Source organism: Janthinobacterium leeuwenhoeki (assembly GCF_051380795.1).
Lineage (GTDB): Bacteria > Pseudomonadota > Gammaproteobacteria > Burkholderiales > Burkholderiaceae_D > Janthinobacterium.
Genome location: NZ_JBNYXT010000015.1, coordinates 17,282 through 33,591 on the forward strand (window position 1 = coordinate 17,282; position 16,310 = coordinate 33,591).

The 16,310-nt window shown below is 62.9% G+C and carries 16 protein-coding genes; 7 read left to right on the top strand and 9 right to left on the bottom strand.

What is annotated here, in order from left to right; genetic code table 11:
- Positions 1 to 11: 11 nt before the first annotated feature.
- Positions 12 to 713 (bottom strand): osmolarity response regulator transcription factor OmpR, encoded by a 702-nt coding sequence (gene ompR / locus ACQ4WS_RS13675; protein ID WP_223278807.1) that lies wholly within the window; start codon positions 711 to 713, stop codon positions 12 to 14.
- A 264-nt stretch (positions 714 to 977) separates the two neighbouring features.
- On the opposite strand from ompR, the gene ACQ4WS_RS13680 reads away from it, so the two are divergent.
- Entirely contained in the window at positions 978 to 1,367 is a 390-nt protein-coding gene (locus ACQ4WS_RS13680; RefSeq protein ID WP_436477050.1) for a hypothetical protein, read from the top strand.
- Positions 1,368 to 1,519: 152 nt separating this feature from the next.
- Positions 1,520 to 3,379 (top strand): flagellar assembly protein A, encoded by a 1,860-nt coding sequence (locus ACQ4WS_RS13685; RefSeq protein WP_436477052.1) that lies wholly within the window; start codon positions 1,520 to 1,522, stop codon positions 3,377 to 3,379.
- A 3-nt stretch (positions 3,380 to 3,382) separates the two neighbouring features.
- Here ACQ4WS_RS13685 and arfB read toward each other — a convergent pair whose 3' ends face one another.
- On the bottom strand, positions 3,383 to 3,781 hold the full coding sequence (gene arfB, locus ACQ4WS_RS13690) for an alternative ribosome rescue aminoacyl-tRNA hydrolase ArfB (RefSeq protein ID WP_034749850.1): 399 nt from the start codon (positions 3,779 to 3,781) through the stop codon (positions 3,383 to 3,385).
- A gap of 196 nt (positions 3,782 to 3,977) precedes the next feature.
- Here arfB and ACQ4WS_RS13695 point away from each other — a divergent pair, with 196 nt between their 5' ends.
- Positions 3,978 to 4,460 (top strand): chemotaxis protein CheW, encoded by a 483-nt coding sequence (locus ACQ4WS_RS13695; protein WP_436477054.1) that lies wholly within the window; start codon positions 3,978 to 3,980, stop codon positions 4,458 to 4,460.
- A gap of 37 nt (positions 4,461 to 4,497) precedes the next feature.
- Here the strand turns inward: ACQ4WS_RS13695 and ACQ4WS_RS13700 are convergent, their stop codons facing one another.
- The 7 genes from ACQ4WS_RS13700 to dapC form a co-directional block, all read right to left on the bottom strand.
- Complete coding sequence (locus ACQ4WS_RS13700) at positions 4,498 to 6,498, bottom strand: ATP-binding cassette domain-containing protein (RefSeq protein WP_436477056.1); 2,001 nt, start codon at positions 6,496 to 6,498, stop codon at positions 4,498 to 4,500.
- 104 nt (positions 6,499 to 6,602) lie between these two features.
- Positions 6,603 to 7,493, bottom strand: a complete 891-nt coding sequence (gene prmB, locus ACQ4WS_RS13705; protein ID WP_436477057.1) for a 50S ribosomal protein L3 N(5)-glutamine methyltransferase — start codon at positions 7,491 to 7,493, stop codon at positions 6,603 to 6,605.
- Positions 7,494 to 7,549: 56 nt separating this feature from the next.
- Positions 7,550 to 8,686: a succinyl-diaminopimelate desuccinylase gene (gene dapE, locus ACQ4WS_RS13710; RefSeq protein WP_436477059.1), complete on the bottom strand. Its 1,137-nt coding sequence runs from the start codon at positions 8,684 to 8,686 to the stop codon at positions 7,550 to 7,552.
- 46 nt (positions 8,687 to 8,732) lie between these two features.
- Positions 8,733 to 9,089, bottom strand: coding sequence for an ArsC family reductase (locus ACQ4WS_RS13715; protein ID WP_436477061.1), 357 nt, complete (start codon positions 9,087 to 9,089; stop codon positions 8,733 to 8,735).
- Between the two features lie 134 nt (positions 9,090 to 9,223).
- The gene (locus ACQ4WS_RS13720; RefSeq protein WP_436477063.1) at positions 9,224 to 10,771 is read right to left on the bottom strand and encodes an FAD-dependent monooxygenase; all 1,548 of its coding nucleotides are present in this window, start codon (positions 10,769 to 10,771) and stop codon (positions 9,224 to 9,226) included.
- A 122-nt stretch (positions 10,772 to 10,893) separates the two neighbouring features.
- Positions 10,894 to 11,721: a 2,3,4,5-tetrahydropyridine-2,6-dicarboxylate N-succinyltransferase gene (gene dapD, locus ACQ4WS_RS13725; protein ID WP_436477064.1), complete on the bottom strand. Its 828-nt coding sequence runs from the start codon at positions 11,719 to 11,721 to the stop codon at positions 10,894 to 10,896.
- 23 nt (positions 11,722 to 11,744) lie between these two features.
- Complete coding sequence (gene dapC / locus ACQ4WS_RS13730) at positions 11,745 to 12,977, bottom strand: succinyldiaminopimelate transaminase (RefSeq protein ID WP_436477066.1); 1,233 nt, start codon at positions 12,975 to 12,977, stop codon at positions 11,745 to 11,747.
- Positions 12,978 to 13,269: 292 nt separating this feature from the next.
- Between dapC and tsaB the strand changes: the two genes are divergently transcribed.
- Genes tsaB through ACQ4WS_RS13750 form a run of 4 tightly spaced genes read left to right on the top strand, consistent with a single transcriptional unit; the run spans position 13,270 to position 16,274 of the window.
- The gene (gene tsaB / locus ACQ4WS_RS13735; RefSeq protein ID WP_436477068.1) at positions 13,270 to 13,995 is read left to right on the top strand and encodes a tRNA (adenosine(37)-N6)-threonylcarbamoyltransferase complex dimerization subunit type 1 TsaB; all 726 of its coding nucleotides are present in this window, start codon (positions 13,270 to 13,272) and stop codon (positions 13,993 to 13,995) included.
- The gene (rimI, locus tag ACQ4WS_RS13740) at positions 13,995 to 14,483 is read left to right on the top strand and encodes a ribosomal protein S18-alanine N-acetyltransferase (RefSeq protein WP_436477205.1); all 489 of its coding nucleotides are present in this window, start codon (positions 13,995 to 13,997) and stop codon (positions 14,481 to 14,483) included. The genes tsaB and rimI overlap by 1 nt, the downstream gene beginning before the upstream one ends.
- Positions 14,480 to 15,343 (top strand): uracil-DNA glycosylase, encoded by an 864-nt coding sequence (locus ACQ4WS_RS13745; RefSeq protein ID WP_436477070.1) that lies wholly within the window; start codon positions 14,480 to 14,482, stop codon positions 15,341 to 15,343. The genes rimI and ACQ4WS_RS13745 overlap by 4 nt, the downstream gene beginning before the upstream one ends.
- Positions 15,339 to 16,274 (top strand): DUF1853 family protein, encoded by a 936-nt coding sequence (locus tag ACQ4WS_RS13750; protein ID WP_436477207.1) that lies wholly within the window; start codon positions 15,339 to 15,341, stop codon positions 16,272 to 16,274. Before ACQ4WS_RS13745 ends, ACQ4WS_RS13750 begins: the two co-directional genes overlap by 5 nt.
- The last annotated feature ends 36 nt before the right edge of the window (positions 16,275 to 16,310 follow it).

Consider the following 16,310-nt stretch of genomic DNA (forward strand, 5'->3'; position numbering starts at 1 on the left):
CTTGCCTGCGATCAGCGCGGCTGTCCGTCCGGAATGAAGACGTAGCCGAGGCCCCACACGGTCTGGATGAATAGCGGGCTCGACGGATCGGGTTCGATCAATTTGCGCAGGCGCGAGATTTGCACGTCCAGGCTGCGGTCGAATACTTCGTATTCGCGGCCACGCGCCAGTTCCATCAGTTTCTCGCGCGACAGCGGCTGGCGCGCATGGCGGGCAAACACTTTCAGTACGGAAAATTCACCGGTCGTCAGCGGCACCGTTTCGCCATTCTTTTTCAGGGTACGCGTGCCCAGGTCCAGCACGAAGTCGCCGAATTCGAAGGTTTGCGGCGTTTCCGACGGCGCGCCCGGGATTTCATCGGGACCCTTGCGGCGCAGCACGGCGCCGATGCGGGCCACCAGTTCGCGCGGATTGAACGGTTTCGGCAGGTAATCGTCGGCACCCATTTCCAGGCCCACGATGCGGTCCACGTCCTCGCCCTTGGCCGTCAGCATGATGATCGGCGTCTGGTCGCCCGCGCCGCGCAGGCGGCGGCAGATCGACAGGCCATCTTCGCCCGGCAGCATCAGGTCGAGCACCAGCAGGTCGTAGCGTTCGCGCAGCCATAGCTTGTTCATGGCCGTCGCGCTCTCTGCCGTGAAGACATTGAAGCCCTGTTCGGTCAGGTAGCGCCGCAGCAGGTCGCGCAGGCGCACATCGTCATCGACCACCATGATTTTTGCCTGGTGGCCGTGGATCGATTGCGTTGTTGTATTGCTGCCGGAAGTGGAGGTTGTGGTCATTTAGGGTGTCGTGTTATCTTATATTAGTTGCTATAGTAACGCCTCGCGCGGCGTCGGCAAGGGGCTGTGGCGACCCATTACAAAGTGTTACAAACTTTACCCATTTACTCTTACTGCACCGTGTAAAGCATCATACACTGGGGCCACAGTGGAAATCAGCTTTAAGTTTATACGGCATCGCGGAAGAGGAACCCAATGAATATCTTGACTAAAAAAATTCACGCCGCTCCCAGCGCAGCTATTGCCGCACGTACGACTGTGCTGTCCGCATTTGCCGTTTGCTCCGTGTTTGCCGCCAGCCTGGCGTCAGCGCAAAACCAGCCGCCGCCACGCCGTGACGACCAGCAGCAAATGCAGGCCCAGCGGTATGAACAGGTACAGCGCACTAACAGCAATGATACGCGACTGCGCGAACAGCGTGACGCACGCAGTTTCGAGACGCGCGCCGAAGAGCAGCGCCGCGCCAACGAAGGCGCCGAGGCTTCGCGCCGCACGGGCCGCATGACGCCCGACGAGCGCCGCGACCTGCGCCGCCAGATCAATGAAGTGGGCCAGGATATCTATTCCAACCCGCCGCGCCGCTAGACACAGCGCACCCATCCGACAGGGCCATCTCGCAAGACATGGCCCTGTTTGCATTTGGCCGCCAACATTGTTGCTCAGTCAGGCACACGGCGCCGCCGCGTGATATTGTTCTAACGCAATGAGGCAATTCTCAGTTTTTGGGGAGGCAAGTGGTGAGCGACGACGACACACCCGTTCCTGAAGCGGTCCCCGCAGGCGGCTTGCCGCACGGCCTGCTCCAACGCGACGAGGGCGTGTTCCTTGACCTGTCGCTGGCGCCGGCGCAGCTGCGCGCCGCCGTCGACCAGTTGTTCCAGTCGGGCCAGTTGCTGGCCGGCCTCGATTACGCTTTGTTCCTGCTGACCCTGTTCCATGCCCCCACTCCCGGCGCCGCGCCCAAGGGCGACGCCTTGCTGCGCATCGGCGTGCGCGTGGCACCATTCCCGCCGCCGCGCCGCGCGCTGTATAAGCAGGTCAAGATCCGCGGCGATAGCGCCGAGTTTTACTTTGAAGCCTTGCCCGCAGACGCGGACGGCCAGGTGCCGGCGCGCCGCGAGTTTGACGAACTGGTGGCCGACCTGTGGTGCAAGGGCGTGCACTACGGCATCGATAGCGCGGCCGTGCGCGCCATGCTCGTCAGCGGCAAGGCTGAGCGCATTACGGTGGCGCGCGCGCTGCCGCCACAGCCGGGGCGCGACGCCCAGCTGGTCGAAGTGTCGCAAGGCATGCACCGCGACGATGCGCCGCGCGAACGCTCCGATGGCCGCCTGGATTTGCTCAGCTTCAAGAACCGCTTTCCGCAAGTGAAAAAACACGCGCGCCTGCTACGCCTGCTGCCTGGTACGCCCGGCTTGCCTGGTTACGACCTTGCCGGCAAGGCGCTGCCGCCGCCCGCGCCGCTGGCACTGGATCTGGCCACGGTGGCGGGGCCAGGCACGGCGGTCGAGCATTTCAGCGATGGCGATTTCCTCGTCGCTACCCAGGATGGGTATGTGAGTGTCGATGAGCACGGCAAGATGTCGATCGACAACAAGATCGTCAGCCGTGAAGGCGTCAGCAGCCGCACGACGGGCAATCTGAAGCTGCGCGCCGCGTACGAAGAGTATGGCGAAGTGCAGGAGCAGCGCCAGCTCGACGGCAGCGACATCACCATCCATGGCGACGTGTATGGCCATTTGCACTCGCATGGCGGCTTGATATGGTTGCAGCGCAACCTGGTGGGCGGCACGGCCTTCAACGAGCATGGCGACGTGCGCGTCGAGGGCGTCGCTTCCGGTTCCGTGCTGCAGGCGCTGAGCGGTGAAGTGCATGTGAAGCGCGCGGAAAGCTGCGTCATCGCCGGCACGCGGGTGGTCATCGACAGCGCCAGCAATTGCGAAATCATCGCCGATGAGGTCGTCATCGAACTGGCCGAAGGCTGCGCCGTGGCGGCGCGCACCATCCGCATCGGCAGCGCCGGTCCCCGCAGGCAGGTGGAGATGCTGCTGTTCCCGCTGGTGCCCGATCTGAGTGCCCTGGAACAAAAGATCGCGGACAACCAGGCCAAGGCCGCGCATTACCAGCAGTTGCAGCACAAGCGCCAGCAGGAAATCGACGCCATCGCGCAATTACCGGAAGTGCGCAATTACCTGACCCTGGCGGGCCAGCTGCGGCGCGGCGAATTGCAGCTGCAGCTTGCACAACAGCTACAGTACGACAAGCTGGCTGCGCGCATCGCCCCCGTGCTGAAGGAGGTGGCGCGGCTGCGCGTGGAGGTAAAACAGTCGGAAATCCTGCAGGCGCAAATGCTGGCGCTGGTGGTGCAGCTGCGCCAGGAGCGCCAGGCAACGGCCGGCCAGTCGCGCTGTACCCTGGGCCTGGTCGATGGCGAAACGGCCGTCCGCGCCATGGTCGTGCCGCCCGGGCCGGCCAAGGTCTACGACCGGCCGCCAAAAGAAATCAAGGCCTTGCTGCGCAGCGCCACGCCGCCCACGCAGAGCGTGTTTGCCGACAGCACGGGCAGCCTGGACTGGACGTATGCGCCGCCGCCGTAGCGTTTAATCCGTCACTTTGCCGCGCGACTGTTTCAGCACGCTGTGCGTGCTCTTGCTGTCGAGGCGGCGCCGCTGCGAGCTGCGCGTGGGCTTGGTGGCGCGCCGCACGGCGGGCAGGAACGTGACACTGTCGATGATTTCCTGCAAGCGCCGCAAGGCTTCTTCCTTGTTCTGCTCCTGGCTGCGCGACTGCTGCGCCTTGAGCACCAGCACGCCATCCTTGCTGATGCGGCTGTCGCGCAGGGCCAGCAGCCGTTCCTTGTACGCTTCCGGCAGCGACGAGGCGGCGATGGGAAAGCGCAAGTGGATGGCGCTGGACACCTTGTTGACGTTCTGCCCGCCCGGGCCCTGGGCGCGGATGGCGGAAAATTCAACTTCAGCGGGATTGACGAGGTGTTGCATGGCCGGCCTGTGGGGAAACGATGTGGGTATTGTAAGGGAAGATGGCTGCGCCGGCGCAAGGCTGGGCAGTGAGGCTAGGCATGCCTTCCGGGAAAGTTGATGTTTCTCAACGCCGCCTGAGGTGATGCTGGTTAGCATGGGGCCAACGTTGCGCCACTGCGCATCCTGGCAGCGCTTACCGGATGAAAGGAACACCATGCAGCCCACGACGACGCCTGGCGCCGCAACGGCCCAATATCTGACGCAGTACTTGAGCTTCCGGCTGGGCGGCCTGGAATACGGTCTCGATTACCGCTGCGTGCGGGAATTGCGCCCGCTGAAGGAGCTCGACCGTTTTTCCTCGGAAGGGGAAGTGCTGCACAGCGTGGCCGTCTCGCGCGGCGTGATCATCCCCATCGTCGACATGCGCGCCGCGTTCGGCAGCGCCCACGGCGCGCCCGACCCGGCTACCGACGTGATCATTCTGCAGCTGAGCAATGGCGTGATGGGCATGGTGGTCGATGGCGTCACCGATATCGTCAGCCTGGCCGCCAGCGACATCGCTGCCGTGCCTGGCCTGGGCGAGGCGGAAGCCGATTATCTGCTGGGCCTGGGCACGGTGGCGGGGCGCCGGCTGATCCTCGTCGACATCGACCGCCTGATGGCCATCCGCAGCCCCAGCCCGATGCAGGCGGCATAAAAAAAAGACGACCCGGGAGTCGTCTTTGTGTTTTGCATTAGCCCAGTTTCTCTAACTGATCCTGCAAGTCCAGCCACTCCGCTTCCAGCTGCGCCAGGTCCTTGGTGAAGAAGGTCTGGTCGGCCAGCAATTGCTTCAGCTTGGCCTTGTTGGCCGCGTCATAGATGGTCGGTTCGCCCAGCTTGGCTTCCGTTTCCGCCTTTTGCGCGTTGCGCTTGGCGATCTGCTCTTCCTGGCGCTTGATCTTGTTTTCGATCGGCTTGCGCAAGGCGGCTGCCTTCTGGCGGTCTTCCGCTTCCTGGCGCTTGTCGCGCACGGGCGCGGCAGGGGCGGGGGCCGCTACCGGCGAAGGTACGGAAGAAGTCACCGGGAAGTCGGTCTTGTTGGCCTTGCCAGCGGCTGGCAGCACGTCCGTGCCTTTGCCCAGCTTGGTCTTGAACAGCCAATCCTTGTAGTCGTCCAGGTCGCCGTCGAACGGTTGCAGCTTGCCGTCGGCAACGATGATGAATTCATCCGTGGTGGCGCGCAGCAAATGGCGATCATGGGACACGACGACCAGGGTGCCTTCGAACTGGGCCAGCGCTTCCGTCAGCGCTTCGCGCGTTTCCAGATCCAGATGGTTGGTCGGTTCATCGAGCAGCAGCAAGTTCGGACGCTGCCAGACGATCAGGGCCAGCGCCAAACGGGCTTTTTCGCCGCCCGAAAACGGTGCGATCGACGCCGTGACCATGTTGCCGGGGAAATTGAAACCGCCCAGGAAGTTGCGCAATTCCTGCTCGCGCACGGTCGGGGCGATCTTCGCCAGATGCCACAGCGGCGATTCGTCGTGGCGCAGCATTTCCACCTGGTGCTGGGCGAAGTAGCCGATGTTGAGGCCCTTGCCCATGGTGGCATCACCGTTCAAAGGCATCAGTTCACCGGCGATGGTCTTGATCAGGGTCGACTTGCCGGCGCCGTTCTGGCCCAGGAGGCCAATGCGCTGGCCGATCTGCAGCGAAAACTTGATGCCGTTGACGATGGTCTTGTGCGTGATTTCGCCCGTGGCTTCGTTTTCGATCTTGTAACCCGCATCGACGTCTTCCATCACCATCAGCGGGTTCGGCGCGCTCAAGGGCTCGCGGAATTCGAACGAGAATTCTGCGGCGGCGCGCAAGGGCGCCAGCTCTTCCATCTTCGCCAGCGCCTTCATGCGGCTTTGCGCCTGGCGGGCCTTCGAAGCTTGCGCCTTGAAGCGGTTCACGAACGATTCCAGGTGGGCGCGCTTGCGCTGCTGCTTTTCCAGCGCGCCGGCGGCCAGGATCATCTGCGCCGCGCGTTGGCGCTCGAAGCTCGAGTAGTTGCCCGAGTAGCGCTTCAGTTTGCGCTCGTCGATATGCACGACGACGTTGACCACTTCATCGAGGAAGTCGCGGTCATGGGAAATGATCAGCAAGGTACCGGCGTAGCGTTTGAGCCAGTCTTCCAGCCAGATGATGGCGTCCAGATCCAAATGGTTGGTCGGTTCATCGAGCAGCAGCAGGTCGGACGGGCACATCAGCGCTTGCGCCAGGTTCAAGCGCATGCGCCAGCCGCCGGAGAAGCTGGCGACAGGCTGCTGCATCTGGTCCAGGGTGAAGCCCAGACCCAGCAGCAATTGCTCGCCGCGCGACTGCACCGTGTAGGCGTCGGCATCGGCCAGCGCGCTGTACATGTTGCCGATGGCGATGCCGTTTTCCGTGCTTTCCGGTTGCGACTCGAGTTGCGCCAGCTCCGCTTCCAGTTTGCGCAAGGTGGCGTCGCCGTCGATAGCGTAGTCGAGCGCGGCACGGTCCAGCGGCGGCGTTTCCTGCGCCACGTAAGCCACGCGCCATTTGGCCGGGAAATCGATCTCGCCCTGGTCAGGGTGCAATTCGCCACGCATCATGGCGAACAGGCTCGATTTGCCCGCGCCATTGGCGCCGATCAGGCCGATCTTGTCGCCCGGATTGAGGGTGACATCGACTTGTTCGAGCAACGGTTTGATGCCGCGCATCAGGCTTACTTGTAGGAAACGTATCATTTTTTTCTTTGTGTTTTAACCCAAAGGCGCAAACCTGGGGTCGTACCCTGAGGGTGCGACTCCGGCATTTGCTATTGGGTTGAGTGAGGTCGTGCGTTTGTCAATTAACCCAGCTTCAGCTGCTCGGCCGTCAGCAGGAATACCATGTCGTCGCCGGCGCTCGTCGTCAGCCAGGTCAGGCCCAGCTCGCCGAAGGCCGCTTCCGCGTAGGCGCGTTCGTTGCCGATTTCAATCATCAGGATGCCGTCGTCGGTCAGGCGTTCGGCCGCGCCGGCGATGATCTTGCGCACCAGGTCCATGCCGTCGCTGCCGCCGTCTAGGGCGATTTGCGGTTCGGCCAGGTATTCCTGGGGCAGGGCGCCCATCGAGGCGGAATTCACGTACGGCGGGTTGCTGATGATTAAATCATATTTCTTGGCCGGCACGTTGGCGTACAGGTCCGATTCGATCAAGGTGACACGGTCCTGCAATTTGTATGTGTCGACGTTGCGCTTGGCTACGGCCAGCGCGTCGGCGGAAATGTCCACGGCGTCAACTGCGGCGTTCGGGAAGGCGTCGGCCATCATGATGGATAGGCAGCCCGAACCGGTGCACAGTTCCAGGATGTTTTCCACCGCTTCCGGTTCCGCCACCCATGGCGAGAAGTATTCGGGGATCAGCTCGGCGATGAAGGAGCGGGGCACGATCACGCGCTCGTCCACATAGAAATTGTAGGTGCCCAGCCAGCCTTCCTTGGTGATGTAGGCAGCTGGCACGCGGTCGATGCTGCGGCGGTCGATAACCGTCATCACGCTGGCCACTTCCGACGGCAGCAGCTTGGCGTCGAGGAAAGGTTCGAGCTTGTCGAGCGGCAACTTCAACGTGTGCAGGATCAGATAGGCCGCTTCGTCGAACGCTTCGGCGCTGCCGTGGCCGAAAAACAGCTTGGCGGTATTAAAACGGGTAACGGCGTAGCGCAGCAGGTCGCGTGGCGTGGAAAACGGGTTCGGGGTCATGGCATTCTCGAAAAGACGGTGTTCTGGCCCGCCGTGACGGGCCTCGGTATTCTGCTTCAGGCGGGCAGCAAATGCTCCAGCGTGCGCCGGTAAATATTCTTCAGGGGATCGATGTGGCGCAGTTCGATGTGCTCGTCGATCTTGTGAATACTGGCATTGGGCGGCCCGAATTCTATCACTTGGGGGCAGATTTGCGCGATAAACCGGCCATCCGAGGTGCCGCCCGTGGTCGACAGCTCCGTCGTGATGCCCGTTTCTTCCAGGATGGCGGTGGACAGCGCATCGGAGAGGGTGCCGCGCGGCGTGAGGAAGGGCAGGCCGCTCAGGGTCCACTGCAAATCGTATTGCAAGTCATGCTGGTCGAGGATGGCGTGCACCCGTTCCTGCAGGTTTTCCGCCGTGCTGGCCGTGGAAAAGCGGAAATTAAAGTCGATCACCATGTCGCCCGGAATCACGTTGTTTGCGCCCGTGCCCGCGTTGATGTTGGACATTTGCCACGAGGTTGGCAGATAGTATTCGTTGCCCGAATCCCATTTTTCCTCGACCAGGTCGGCCAGCGCCTGCGCCGCTTCATGAATCGGGTTTTTCGCCAGGTGCGGGTAGGCGATATGGCCTTGCACGCCCTTGATCGTCAAACGGCCCGACAGCGAACCGCGGCGGCCATTCTTGATCATGTCGCCCAGCTGCGCGCTCGACGTCGGCTCGCCCACCAGGCAATAGTCGATCTGCTCGCCCCGTTCCTTCAGTTTGTCGCAGACGATGACGGTGCCATCCGTGGCCGGGCCTTCTTCGTCGCTGGTGATCAAAAAGGCGATCGAGCCCGTATGCCCGGGCGTGGCGGCGATGAATTCCTCGCAGGCCACCACCATGGCGGCGATCGAGGTCTTCATGTCGGCCGCGCCACGGCCGTACAGCTTGCCGTCGCGGTGCGTGGGGATGAAGGGCAGCGAACGCCATTGCTCGACGGGGCCCGTGGGCACCACGTCCGTATGGCCGGCAAAGACGAACACGGGCGAGGTGGTGCCGCGGCGTGCCCACAGATTGGTGACGTCGTTCGACTGTATCGTCTCGCAGACAAAGCCCAGCGGCGTGAGGATGTCGATCAAGTGCTGCTGGCAGCCCTTGTCATCAGGCGTGACCGAGGACAGGGCGATCAGTTTTTCGGTCAGGGCGAGGGTTTTGGAGGTGGTCATGAGTAAGGTCGTGCCGGCAACATCGTTCCGGTGGTCAACTAGAGGGTTACAGCGAGAAAATGGTCTTGTATTGCGCATCCGAAAACGCCACGCTGAACTTTCCATCCTTGTCCAGCACGGGGCGCTTGATGATGGACGGGTTTTCCAGCATCAGGTCCACGGCGCTGGCCGCATCGCTGATCGATGCCTTGCGTTCGTCGGACAGGGCGCGCCAGGTCGTGCCTTTCTTGTTGACCAGCACATCCCACGGCAGCTGCTGCAGCCATGCTTCCACGGTGGCGCGTTCCAGGCCCTGCTTCTTGAAGTCGTGGAAAGTGAAGTCGCGTTGCTGCGCGGCCAGCCAGGTGCGGGCCTTTTTGACGGTATCGCAGTTGGGGATACCGTAAAGTGTAATGGTCGTCATGGGTAGGGCCAAGGGGAATGAATGCGGTTCGCTTGATCGCGGCGCTTGCGCCAGAGCAAAATGCGATGTTAGCCGCCATTATACAGTCGATACGGCAGTCGATGCGGCAGTGCAGCACGCCCCAGTGATTTTCCCTACACGGGCCGTGGCGCCGTCTTGCCCGATTCTGCGGGACCAAAATGCAGGCCCAGGCGCAGGGCCAGGGCGCGCAGGGCGCCGCTTTCCTGCAGGTGCAGGGCCAGCGCGATATGGCCGTCGGGGCGCACGAGGTAAGCCGCGTCGCGGCCCAGGCCGGCCAGTTTGGCGGCCACGTTATAGGTGTAGCAATGCACGGGCAGTTTCAGCACGCGCGCTTCGTCCAGCAGTTCGGGCGCCGGCTCGCCATAGATGTGCAATTGCCAATCCATGCTGCGCAAGGCGATAAAATTGTCTTGCGTGCCGTCGGAGAACCATGGCAGGCGGTCGCCGCCGCGCAGGTATTGCGCGTGGCCCGCGGACAGGGCGCTGCCTTCATAGCTGATCTGGATTTGCGACACCGTCTGGAACAGCAGCCGGCGTGCCCGCCCGAAGCCGGAGAGGAAGGGTAGCGCGTGGGGCACCAGCCAGCGGCGCAGGAATTGCCCGGCCATGCCTTGCGCGACGATGGCCTGGAAGGCGCGGTCGGTGGTGGCGACGAGTTTGCGGGCAAACACGATGCGCTCGCTTTCATAGGTGTCGAGCAGGGCGTCGTTGCTTTGGCCACGCAGCTTTTGCGCCAGCTTCCAGGCCAGGTTGACGGCGTCGCCCAGGCCCGTGTTCATGCCCTGGCCGCCCACGGGGCTGTGCAGATGGGCCGCGTCACCGAGGATGAAGCAGCGCCGCTCGCGGAATTGCGCCGCCACCCGGTGATGCACCTTGTACGTGGAAAACCAGTTCACGTGCTCGACCTGGATATTCAGCAAGCTTTCCACCTGTTCCCGCACGTCGTCGAAGACGGGCGCCGGCGCGCCATCGGGACGGTCGGGCAGGATGCCGATCAGGCGCTGCATGCCGCTGGTGCGCACGGGCAACATCAGCGCAAACGAGTTAGCGCCCAGGTGGGCGTGCAAATCCGTATTCTTGCCGGCCACTTGTGCATCGGCCACGTAATACAGGTGGTCGTAGGTACCGCCAGAAAAGTCGAAACCGGCGATTTCGCGCACCTTGCTGCGGGCGCCGTCGCAGCCGCAGATATAGTCAAACGTGCAATATTGTCGTTCGTCATCTTTCAGCAGGATGGCTTGCACTTCGCTATCGTCCTGCATCCACAGGTCCAGCGCCACATTCCATTCCACGTGCACGCCGGCCGCCGCCAGCTTGCTGATAAGAAAGCGTTCATGCTCGTCCTGCGGCAGGCTCAGCACAAAAGGGTAGGGGCTCAAGCCTTCGCCGATCTCGCCCAGCGCCAGTTTCACCAGCTCCTCGCCGCCTTCATGGATGTGCATGGCATTGATCTTGATGCCCAGGCTGACCAGTTCGTCGGAAAAGCCCAGCTGCTGGTAAAACTCCAGGGTGCGCGCATGCACGGCCATGGCCCGCGACGCCTGCCCGGGGCCACTGTTTTTGTCGATGATGCGGCAAGCTACGCCATGGCGCTCCAGGCGCAAGGCAAGCATGAGGCCGGTAGGGCCGGCGCCGACGATCAAGACGGGAGGAGTATGCATGCCATCCAGTATAGGACAGGATGGAAGAGGATAGCGCGACGATTGAAGTTGTCGAATAGAAATGAAAATGTCCCGACTAAGCGGGACATTCAGAGTGCTGTGCGCGCCTTGCGGCGCAGTATTTAAATGCCGCGCAAGAGTTCGTTGATACCCGTTTTTGCGCGGGTTTTTGCATCCACGCGCTTGACGATGACGGCGCAGTACAGCGAGTACTTGCCGTCTTCCGAAGGCAGGTTGCCCGAGACCACGACGGAGCCGGCGGGCACGCGGCCGTAGGTCACTTCGCCCGTGGCGCGGTCGTAGATCTTGGTCGATTGGCCGATGTACACGCCCATCGAGATGACCGAGTTTTCTTCGACGATCACGCCTTCGACGATTTCCGAACGGGCGCCGATGAAGCAATTGTCTTCGATGATGGTCGGGTTCGCTTGCATTGGTTCCAGTACGCCGCCGATGCCGACGCCGCCGGACAGGTGGACGTTCTTGCCGATCTGGGCGCAGGAGCCGACGGTGGCCCAGGTGTCGACCATGGCGCCTTCATCGACGTAGGCGCCGATGTTGACGTAGGACGGCATCAGCACGACGTTCTTGGCGATGAAGCTGCCGCGGCGGGCGACGGCTGGCGGCACCACGCGGAAACCGCCCTTGGCGAAGTCTTCGGCCGTGTAGTTGGCGAACTTGGTCGGCACCTTGTCGTAGAACTGCATCGTGCCATCCGATGGCAGGACGACGTTGTCTTCCAGACGGAACGACAGCAGCACGGCTTTCTTGACCCACTGGTTGACGACCCAGTCGCCCGAGGTTTTTTCCGCCACGCGGATGCTGCCGTTATCCAGGCCATTGATGACGTGGGAGACGGCGTCGCGCAGTTCGGCCGTGCCGTTGCGCGGATTGATCTCGGCGCGGTTTTCCCAGGCCTGGTCGATGATGATTTGCAGTTGTTGGCTCATGATGATGTCTTGTTTATGTAGGGTTAATGCGGAGTTGATGCGGATGCGGAAAGCTGCTGGCAGAATTTTACTATGCGCATCGCCGCTTCCAGCCCTTCGGCCGTTTCGGCCACCAGGGCCATGCGGATGCGGTTGCGGCCCGGATTGATGCCGTGCGCGTCGCGCGCCAGGTAGCTGCCAGGCAATACCGTCACATTATATTCGGCGTACAGGCGTTGCGCGAATTGCGTGTCGGACAGTCCCGTGCGGCTGACGTCGGCCCACAGGTAGAAACCGGCGTCCGGCAATTGCACGTCCATCACCGTTTGCAGCAGCGGTGTGATGGCGTCGAACTTGGCGCGGTACTTGGCGCGATTTTCCTCGACATGGGTTTCGTCGTTCCAGGCCGCGACGGAGGCCGCCTGTACGGCGGGGCTCATGGCGCCGCCGTGGTAGGTTCGGTAGAGCAGGAATTTTTTCAGTACTTCCGCATCGCCGGCGACGAAGCCCGAGCGCATGCCCGGCACGTTCGAACGCTTCGACAGGCTGGAAAACACCACCAGGCGCGCATACGGGCGTTCGATGGTGGACAGGCCCAGCATGTGCGCCGCCTGCAGCGCGCCCAGCGGGGGCGTGTCGCCGTGGTAAATCTCGGAATAGCACTCGTCGGCGGCGATGACGAAATCGTAACGCTCGGACAGGGCAAACAGGTGTTCCCAGTCCGTCAGGGTCAGCACGGCGCCCGTCGGGTTGCCGGGCGAACACAGGAACAGCAGCTTGACCTTTTCCCACACGGCAGTCGGCACGCTGTCATAGTCGCAGCCGAAATTGCGCGTGGGATCGGAATTGACGAAATACGGTTCGGCGCCGGCCAGGTAGGCCGCGCCTTCATAGATCTGGTAAAACGGATTCGGGCTGATCACCAGCGAACCGGCCGACGGATCGATCACCGTTTGCGCCAGCGCAAACAGCGCTTCGCGCGAACCGTTCACGGGCAGGATTTGTGTGGCAGGATTGAGCTTGGGGATGCCGTAGCGGCGCTCCAGCCAGCCGGCGATCGCATTACGCAAGGCTTCCGAACCGATGGTGGTCGGATAGCTGGCCAGGCCGTGGATATTGTCGGTCAATGCCTGCTCGATGAAGGCCGGCGTCGGGTGCTTGGGTTCGCCCATGCCCAGGCTGATGGGCGCATACTCGGGGTTGACCGTTACGCCGGCAAACAGCTGGCGCAGCTTTTCAAATGGATATGGTTGCAGTTTAGCAAGAAGTGGATTCACGGAACGGACCAGGGCAAGAGTGGAAAGGCGATGTTGCTAAGCGATTGCTGCTAAGTGCTTACTGCAAAGTATTTAATGCTAAGTATTTACTGCTAAGTATTTACTGAATAATTGCTTGGTGCGGCAGACCTGATGCCGGTCAAATAATAAGCTGCGTCTTTCATTATAGCCGTCCTCGCGGGCCCGCTGTGCAAGCCGCGTCAAGCCGCATCGGCCTGAGAGCAAGCCTCGCTCGCCATGGCATGCCGTAGCGGGGAGTGCCGCGCCATGGCGCGGCAAGGTAAAATACGCCATGCCTATCTTACTTCCCACCTTACTTGCTATTGAAACTTCGTCCGAACTCGCCTCCTGCGCCTTGCTGCGCGGCGATGTCGTCCTGTCCCGTGCGTCGTCGGGCGTGCGCACCCATTCCCAGTCGATCTTGCCGATGGTGCAGGAATTGCTGGCCGAAGCGGGCGTGACCCTGGCCGACGTCGACGCCATCGCCTACGGCTCCGGCCCCGGCTCGTTTACGGGCGTGCGCACGGCCTGCGGCATCGCGCAAGGCCTGGCCTATGGCGCCAATCTGCCCGTCGTGCCCGTCGTCACGCTCGACGCCATGGCGCTGGCATGCCACCAGCAGCATGGCGCGCAGCGCATCGTGAGCGTGCTCGACGCCCGCATGGGCGAAGTGTACTGGGCGCAATATGACTATCAAGATGGCTTGCAGGCCGTGTTGCCACCGGCCCTGAGCGCGCCGGCCGGCGTGGCGCCGCAAGGCGACGTGGTCGGCTGCGGCAACGGCTTTACGGCCTATGCCGACGCCTTGGCCGCGCTGCCGTGCGCGGCCAGCGCGGACGCGGCCATCATGCCGCACGCCGTGCAAGTGGCGCAACTGGCGCGCATCGCCTTTGTGGCCGGTCAGTGCGTGACGGCGGCCGAGGCGCAGCCTTTGTATTTGCGCAACAAGATCGCTTACACGAGCGCGGAGCGGCACGAGATGCAACAGGCCAAGGCCGCTGCGGAGCCGGCGCAATGATGGAGGCGGGCCAGAATGGTGCTGCCGGCTGGGACTTGCTGCGCCTCGACTATCAGCCGATGCTTGAAGCGGATCTGTTTGAGGTGCTGGCGCTGGAACAGCGCGTGTATCCGCATCCCTGGACGCATGGCAACTTCGTCGATTCGCTCAAGAGCGGCTACCCGGCCTGGGTGCTGCGCGACGTGGATGGCACCTTGCTCGGCTACTTTTTGCTGATGCTGGTCGTTGACGAGGCGCACTTGCTGAACGTGGCCGTCGAGGGCGCCATTCAGGGTCAGGGCCTGGGCCGTTTTCTGCTGAACCAGTCGTGCGCCTGCGCGCGCCAGCTGGGCATGGAATCGATGCTGCTGGAAGTGCGCCCGTCGAACGTGCGCGCACTCGATATCTACCAGCGCTATGGATTTGAACAGATTGGCCGGCGCAAGGGATACTACCCGGCCAGCAACTCGCAACGTGAGGACGCCATCGTGATGCGTTATACCTTATGAGCCGCAGCGCCGTTTTCCTCGATGAAATGGGTGTCGGCCCCCTGTGGCGCTTGCGCCAGGGTGGCGTGCCGGAGGCGGTTGACGTCGTTGTAGCTCCCGTGGAAATGGACGTCGCCGTGGTGCAAGCTGTGGCCGAGGCCGTTGAAGCCGTGACGGAGGTGGTCACCGAGGTGCAGGCCGAAGCGCCTGTTGCCGTTGCCGTGACGCCAGTTCCTGCCGCCGAGTCGGCCGATACGGCCTGGTTCGACGATGCGCCGCCACCGCCACTGGCCAGACAGCTGAGCGATGCCGATATTGCCGCCCTCGACTGGGATGGCTTGACGGCCGCCGTCGCCAAATGCGCGCGCTGCGACTTGTGCAAGACGCGCAAGGGCGTCGTCATGGGGCGTGGCGACCGCCAGGGTGCTTGGCTGATGCTGGCCAGCAGCCCGTCGCGCGCGGAAGAACGCGAAGGGCGCGCCTTGCCGGGCGAGCAGGGAAAACTGCTCGACAATATGCTGAAAGCCATCGACGTCGATGCGGGCAGCGGCGTGTATATCACGCACTTGCTGAAATGCCGTCCGCTCGACGAGGCGGGTCAGGAACGCTTGCCGACAGCAACCGAGTCGGCCGCGTGCCGCCCGTACTTTGATCGCGAGCTGGCCTTGCTGCAGCCGCGCACCATCGTCACCCTCGGCTCGATGGCCGCCGCCGGCATCAATCCCGGCGAAAAGCCCGTGCGCGGCACCGTGCGGCAACTGGGCAATGCCTCGGTCGTCGCCACCTTCCATCCGGAAATGCTGCTGCAGGACGAGACGGGCAAGGCCAAGGCCCGCGCCTGGGCTGACCTGTGCCTGGCGAAAAGCACGCACGGTGATTGAGTCGGCCATCGGCACCTTCCAGGCCCGCTTCGAGCGCCGCTGGGAGCATTTGACGCACCCCCGCGTGCGTGCGCTGGCCTGGCTGCTCGACTCGCCCGATTTGCTGGACCCGTCCAGCCCCCACTGGGGCGGGCGCATCGCCAGCCTCGCGCCCGTCGCGCCTGCCGTGGCGGCGTGGCTGGGGGCGCTACAAGAGGATCCATCGTCGCTCGATGCGGCGTTGGGGCCGAAATTCTATTCCCGCCTGGGCCTGTATGCTGAAAAGCTGCTGGCCTTTTATTTTGAACAGCATGGACTGCTGCAAGCGCATGGCTTGCAGGTGCAAGTGAACCGCAACGACACGGTGGGCGAGTTCGATTTCTTGCTGCGTGACGGGAACGACCTGCTGCACTGGGAATTTGCCACCAAGTTCTACCTGCTCGAAGGCGCGCCAGATCCCGGCGTCTTCAATCACTTGATCGGCCCGAATCTGGCCGATACCCTGGGATTGAAGATGCGCAAGATTCTCGACAAGCAATTGGCCTTGTCCCGCCATCCGGCCGCGCAAAGCCTGCTGGCGCACCCCGTGCGCGCGGCGCAGGCGCTGGTCAAGGGCTGGTTGTTTTATGGATCGGGCGCCACGCCCGCCATGGACGGCATTTCCCAGGAACACGGACACGGCTTCTGGTGCACGCCAACGCAATTGCCGCCGCAGCGCTATGTCGTGCTGCCGCGCTTGCAGTGGTTGGCGCCGTTCAAGGGCCGCGAGGTGGAAGTGCTGGACGTCGATGCCTTGCGGGCGCGCTTGTTTGATCTGGCGCAAGCAGTGATGGTGGCCACGGTGGACAATGTCAAAGGCTGGGAAGTGGAGCGCACGCGCGGGTTTGTCGTGCCGCATGACTGGACGGAGCAGGCTGCTGCGCGGCGGCTGGCTGGTGTGCTGCCGATTTAAGCCACTCAACCCCAAACGACATCCGGGGTCAGACCC

Excerpts from the sequence above, each read along its gene's own strand:
- ompR (WP_223278807.1), bottom strand. The coding sequence starts at position 713 with ATGGTGGTCGATGACGATGTGCGCCTGCGCGACCTGCTGCGGCGCTAC.
- ACQ4WS_RS13680 (WP_436477050.1), top strand. The coding sequence starts at position 978 with ATGAATATCTTGACTAAAAAAATTCACGCCGCTCCCAGCGCAGCTATT.
- arfB (WP_034749850.1), bottom strand. The coding sequence starts at position 3,781 with ATGCAACACCTCGTCAATCCCGCTGAAGTTGAATTTTCCGCCATCCGC.
- ACQ4WS_RS13695 (WP_436477054.1), top strand. The coding sequence starts at position 3,978 with ATGCAGCCCACGACGACGCCTGGCGCCGCAACGGCCCAATATCTGACG.
- ACQ4WS_RS13700 (WP_436477056.1), bottom strand. The coding sequence starts at position 6,498 with ATGATACGTTTCCTACAAGTAAGCCTGATGCGCGGCATCAAACCGTTG.
- prmB (WP_436477057.1), bottom strand. The coding sequence starts at position 7,493 with ATGACCCCGAACCCGTTTTCCACGCCACGCGACCTGCTGCGCTACGCC.
- dapE (WP_436477059.1), bottom strand. The coding sequence starts at position 8,686 with ATGACCACCTCCAAAACCCTCGCCCTGACCGAAAAACTGATCGCCCTG.
- ACQ4WS_RS13715 (WP_436477061.1), bottom strand. The coding sequence starts at position 9,089 with ATGACGACCATTACACTTTACGGTATCCCCAACTGCGATACCGTCAAA.
- ACQ4WS_RS13720 (WP_436477063.1), bottom strand. The coding sequence starts at position 10,771 with ATGCATACTCCTCCCGTCTTGATCGTCGGCGCCGGCCCTACCGGCCTC.
- dapD (WP_436477064.1), bottom strand. The coding sequence starts at position 11,721 with ATGAGCCAACAACTGCAAATCATCATCGACCAGGCCTGGGAAAACCGC.
- tsaB (WP_436477068.1), top strand. The coding sequence starts at position 13,270 with ATGCCTATCTTACTTCCCACCTTACTTGCTATTGAAACTTCGTCCGAA.
- rimI (WP_436477205.1), top strand. The coding sequence starts at position 13,995 with ATGGAGGCGGGCCAGAATGGTGCTGCCGGCTGGGACTTGCTGCGCCTC.
- ACQ4WS_RS13745 (WP_436477070.1), top strand. The coding sequence starts at position 14,480 with ATGAGCCGCAGCGCCGTTTTCCTCGATGAAATGGGTGTCGGCCCCCTG.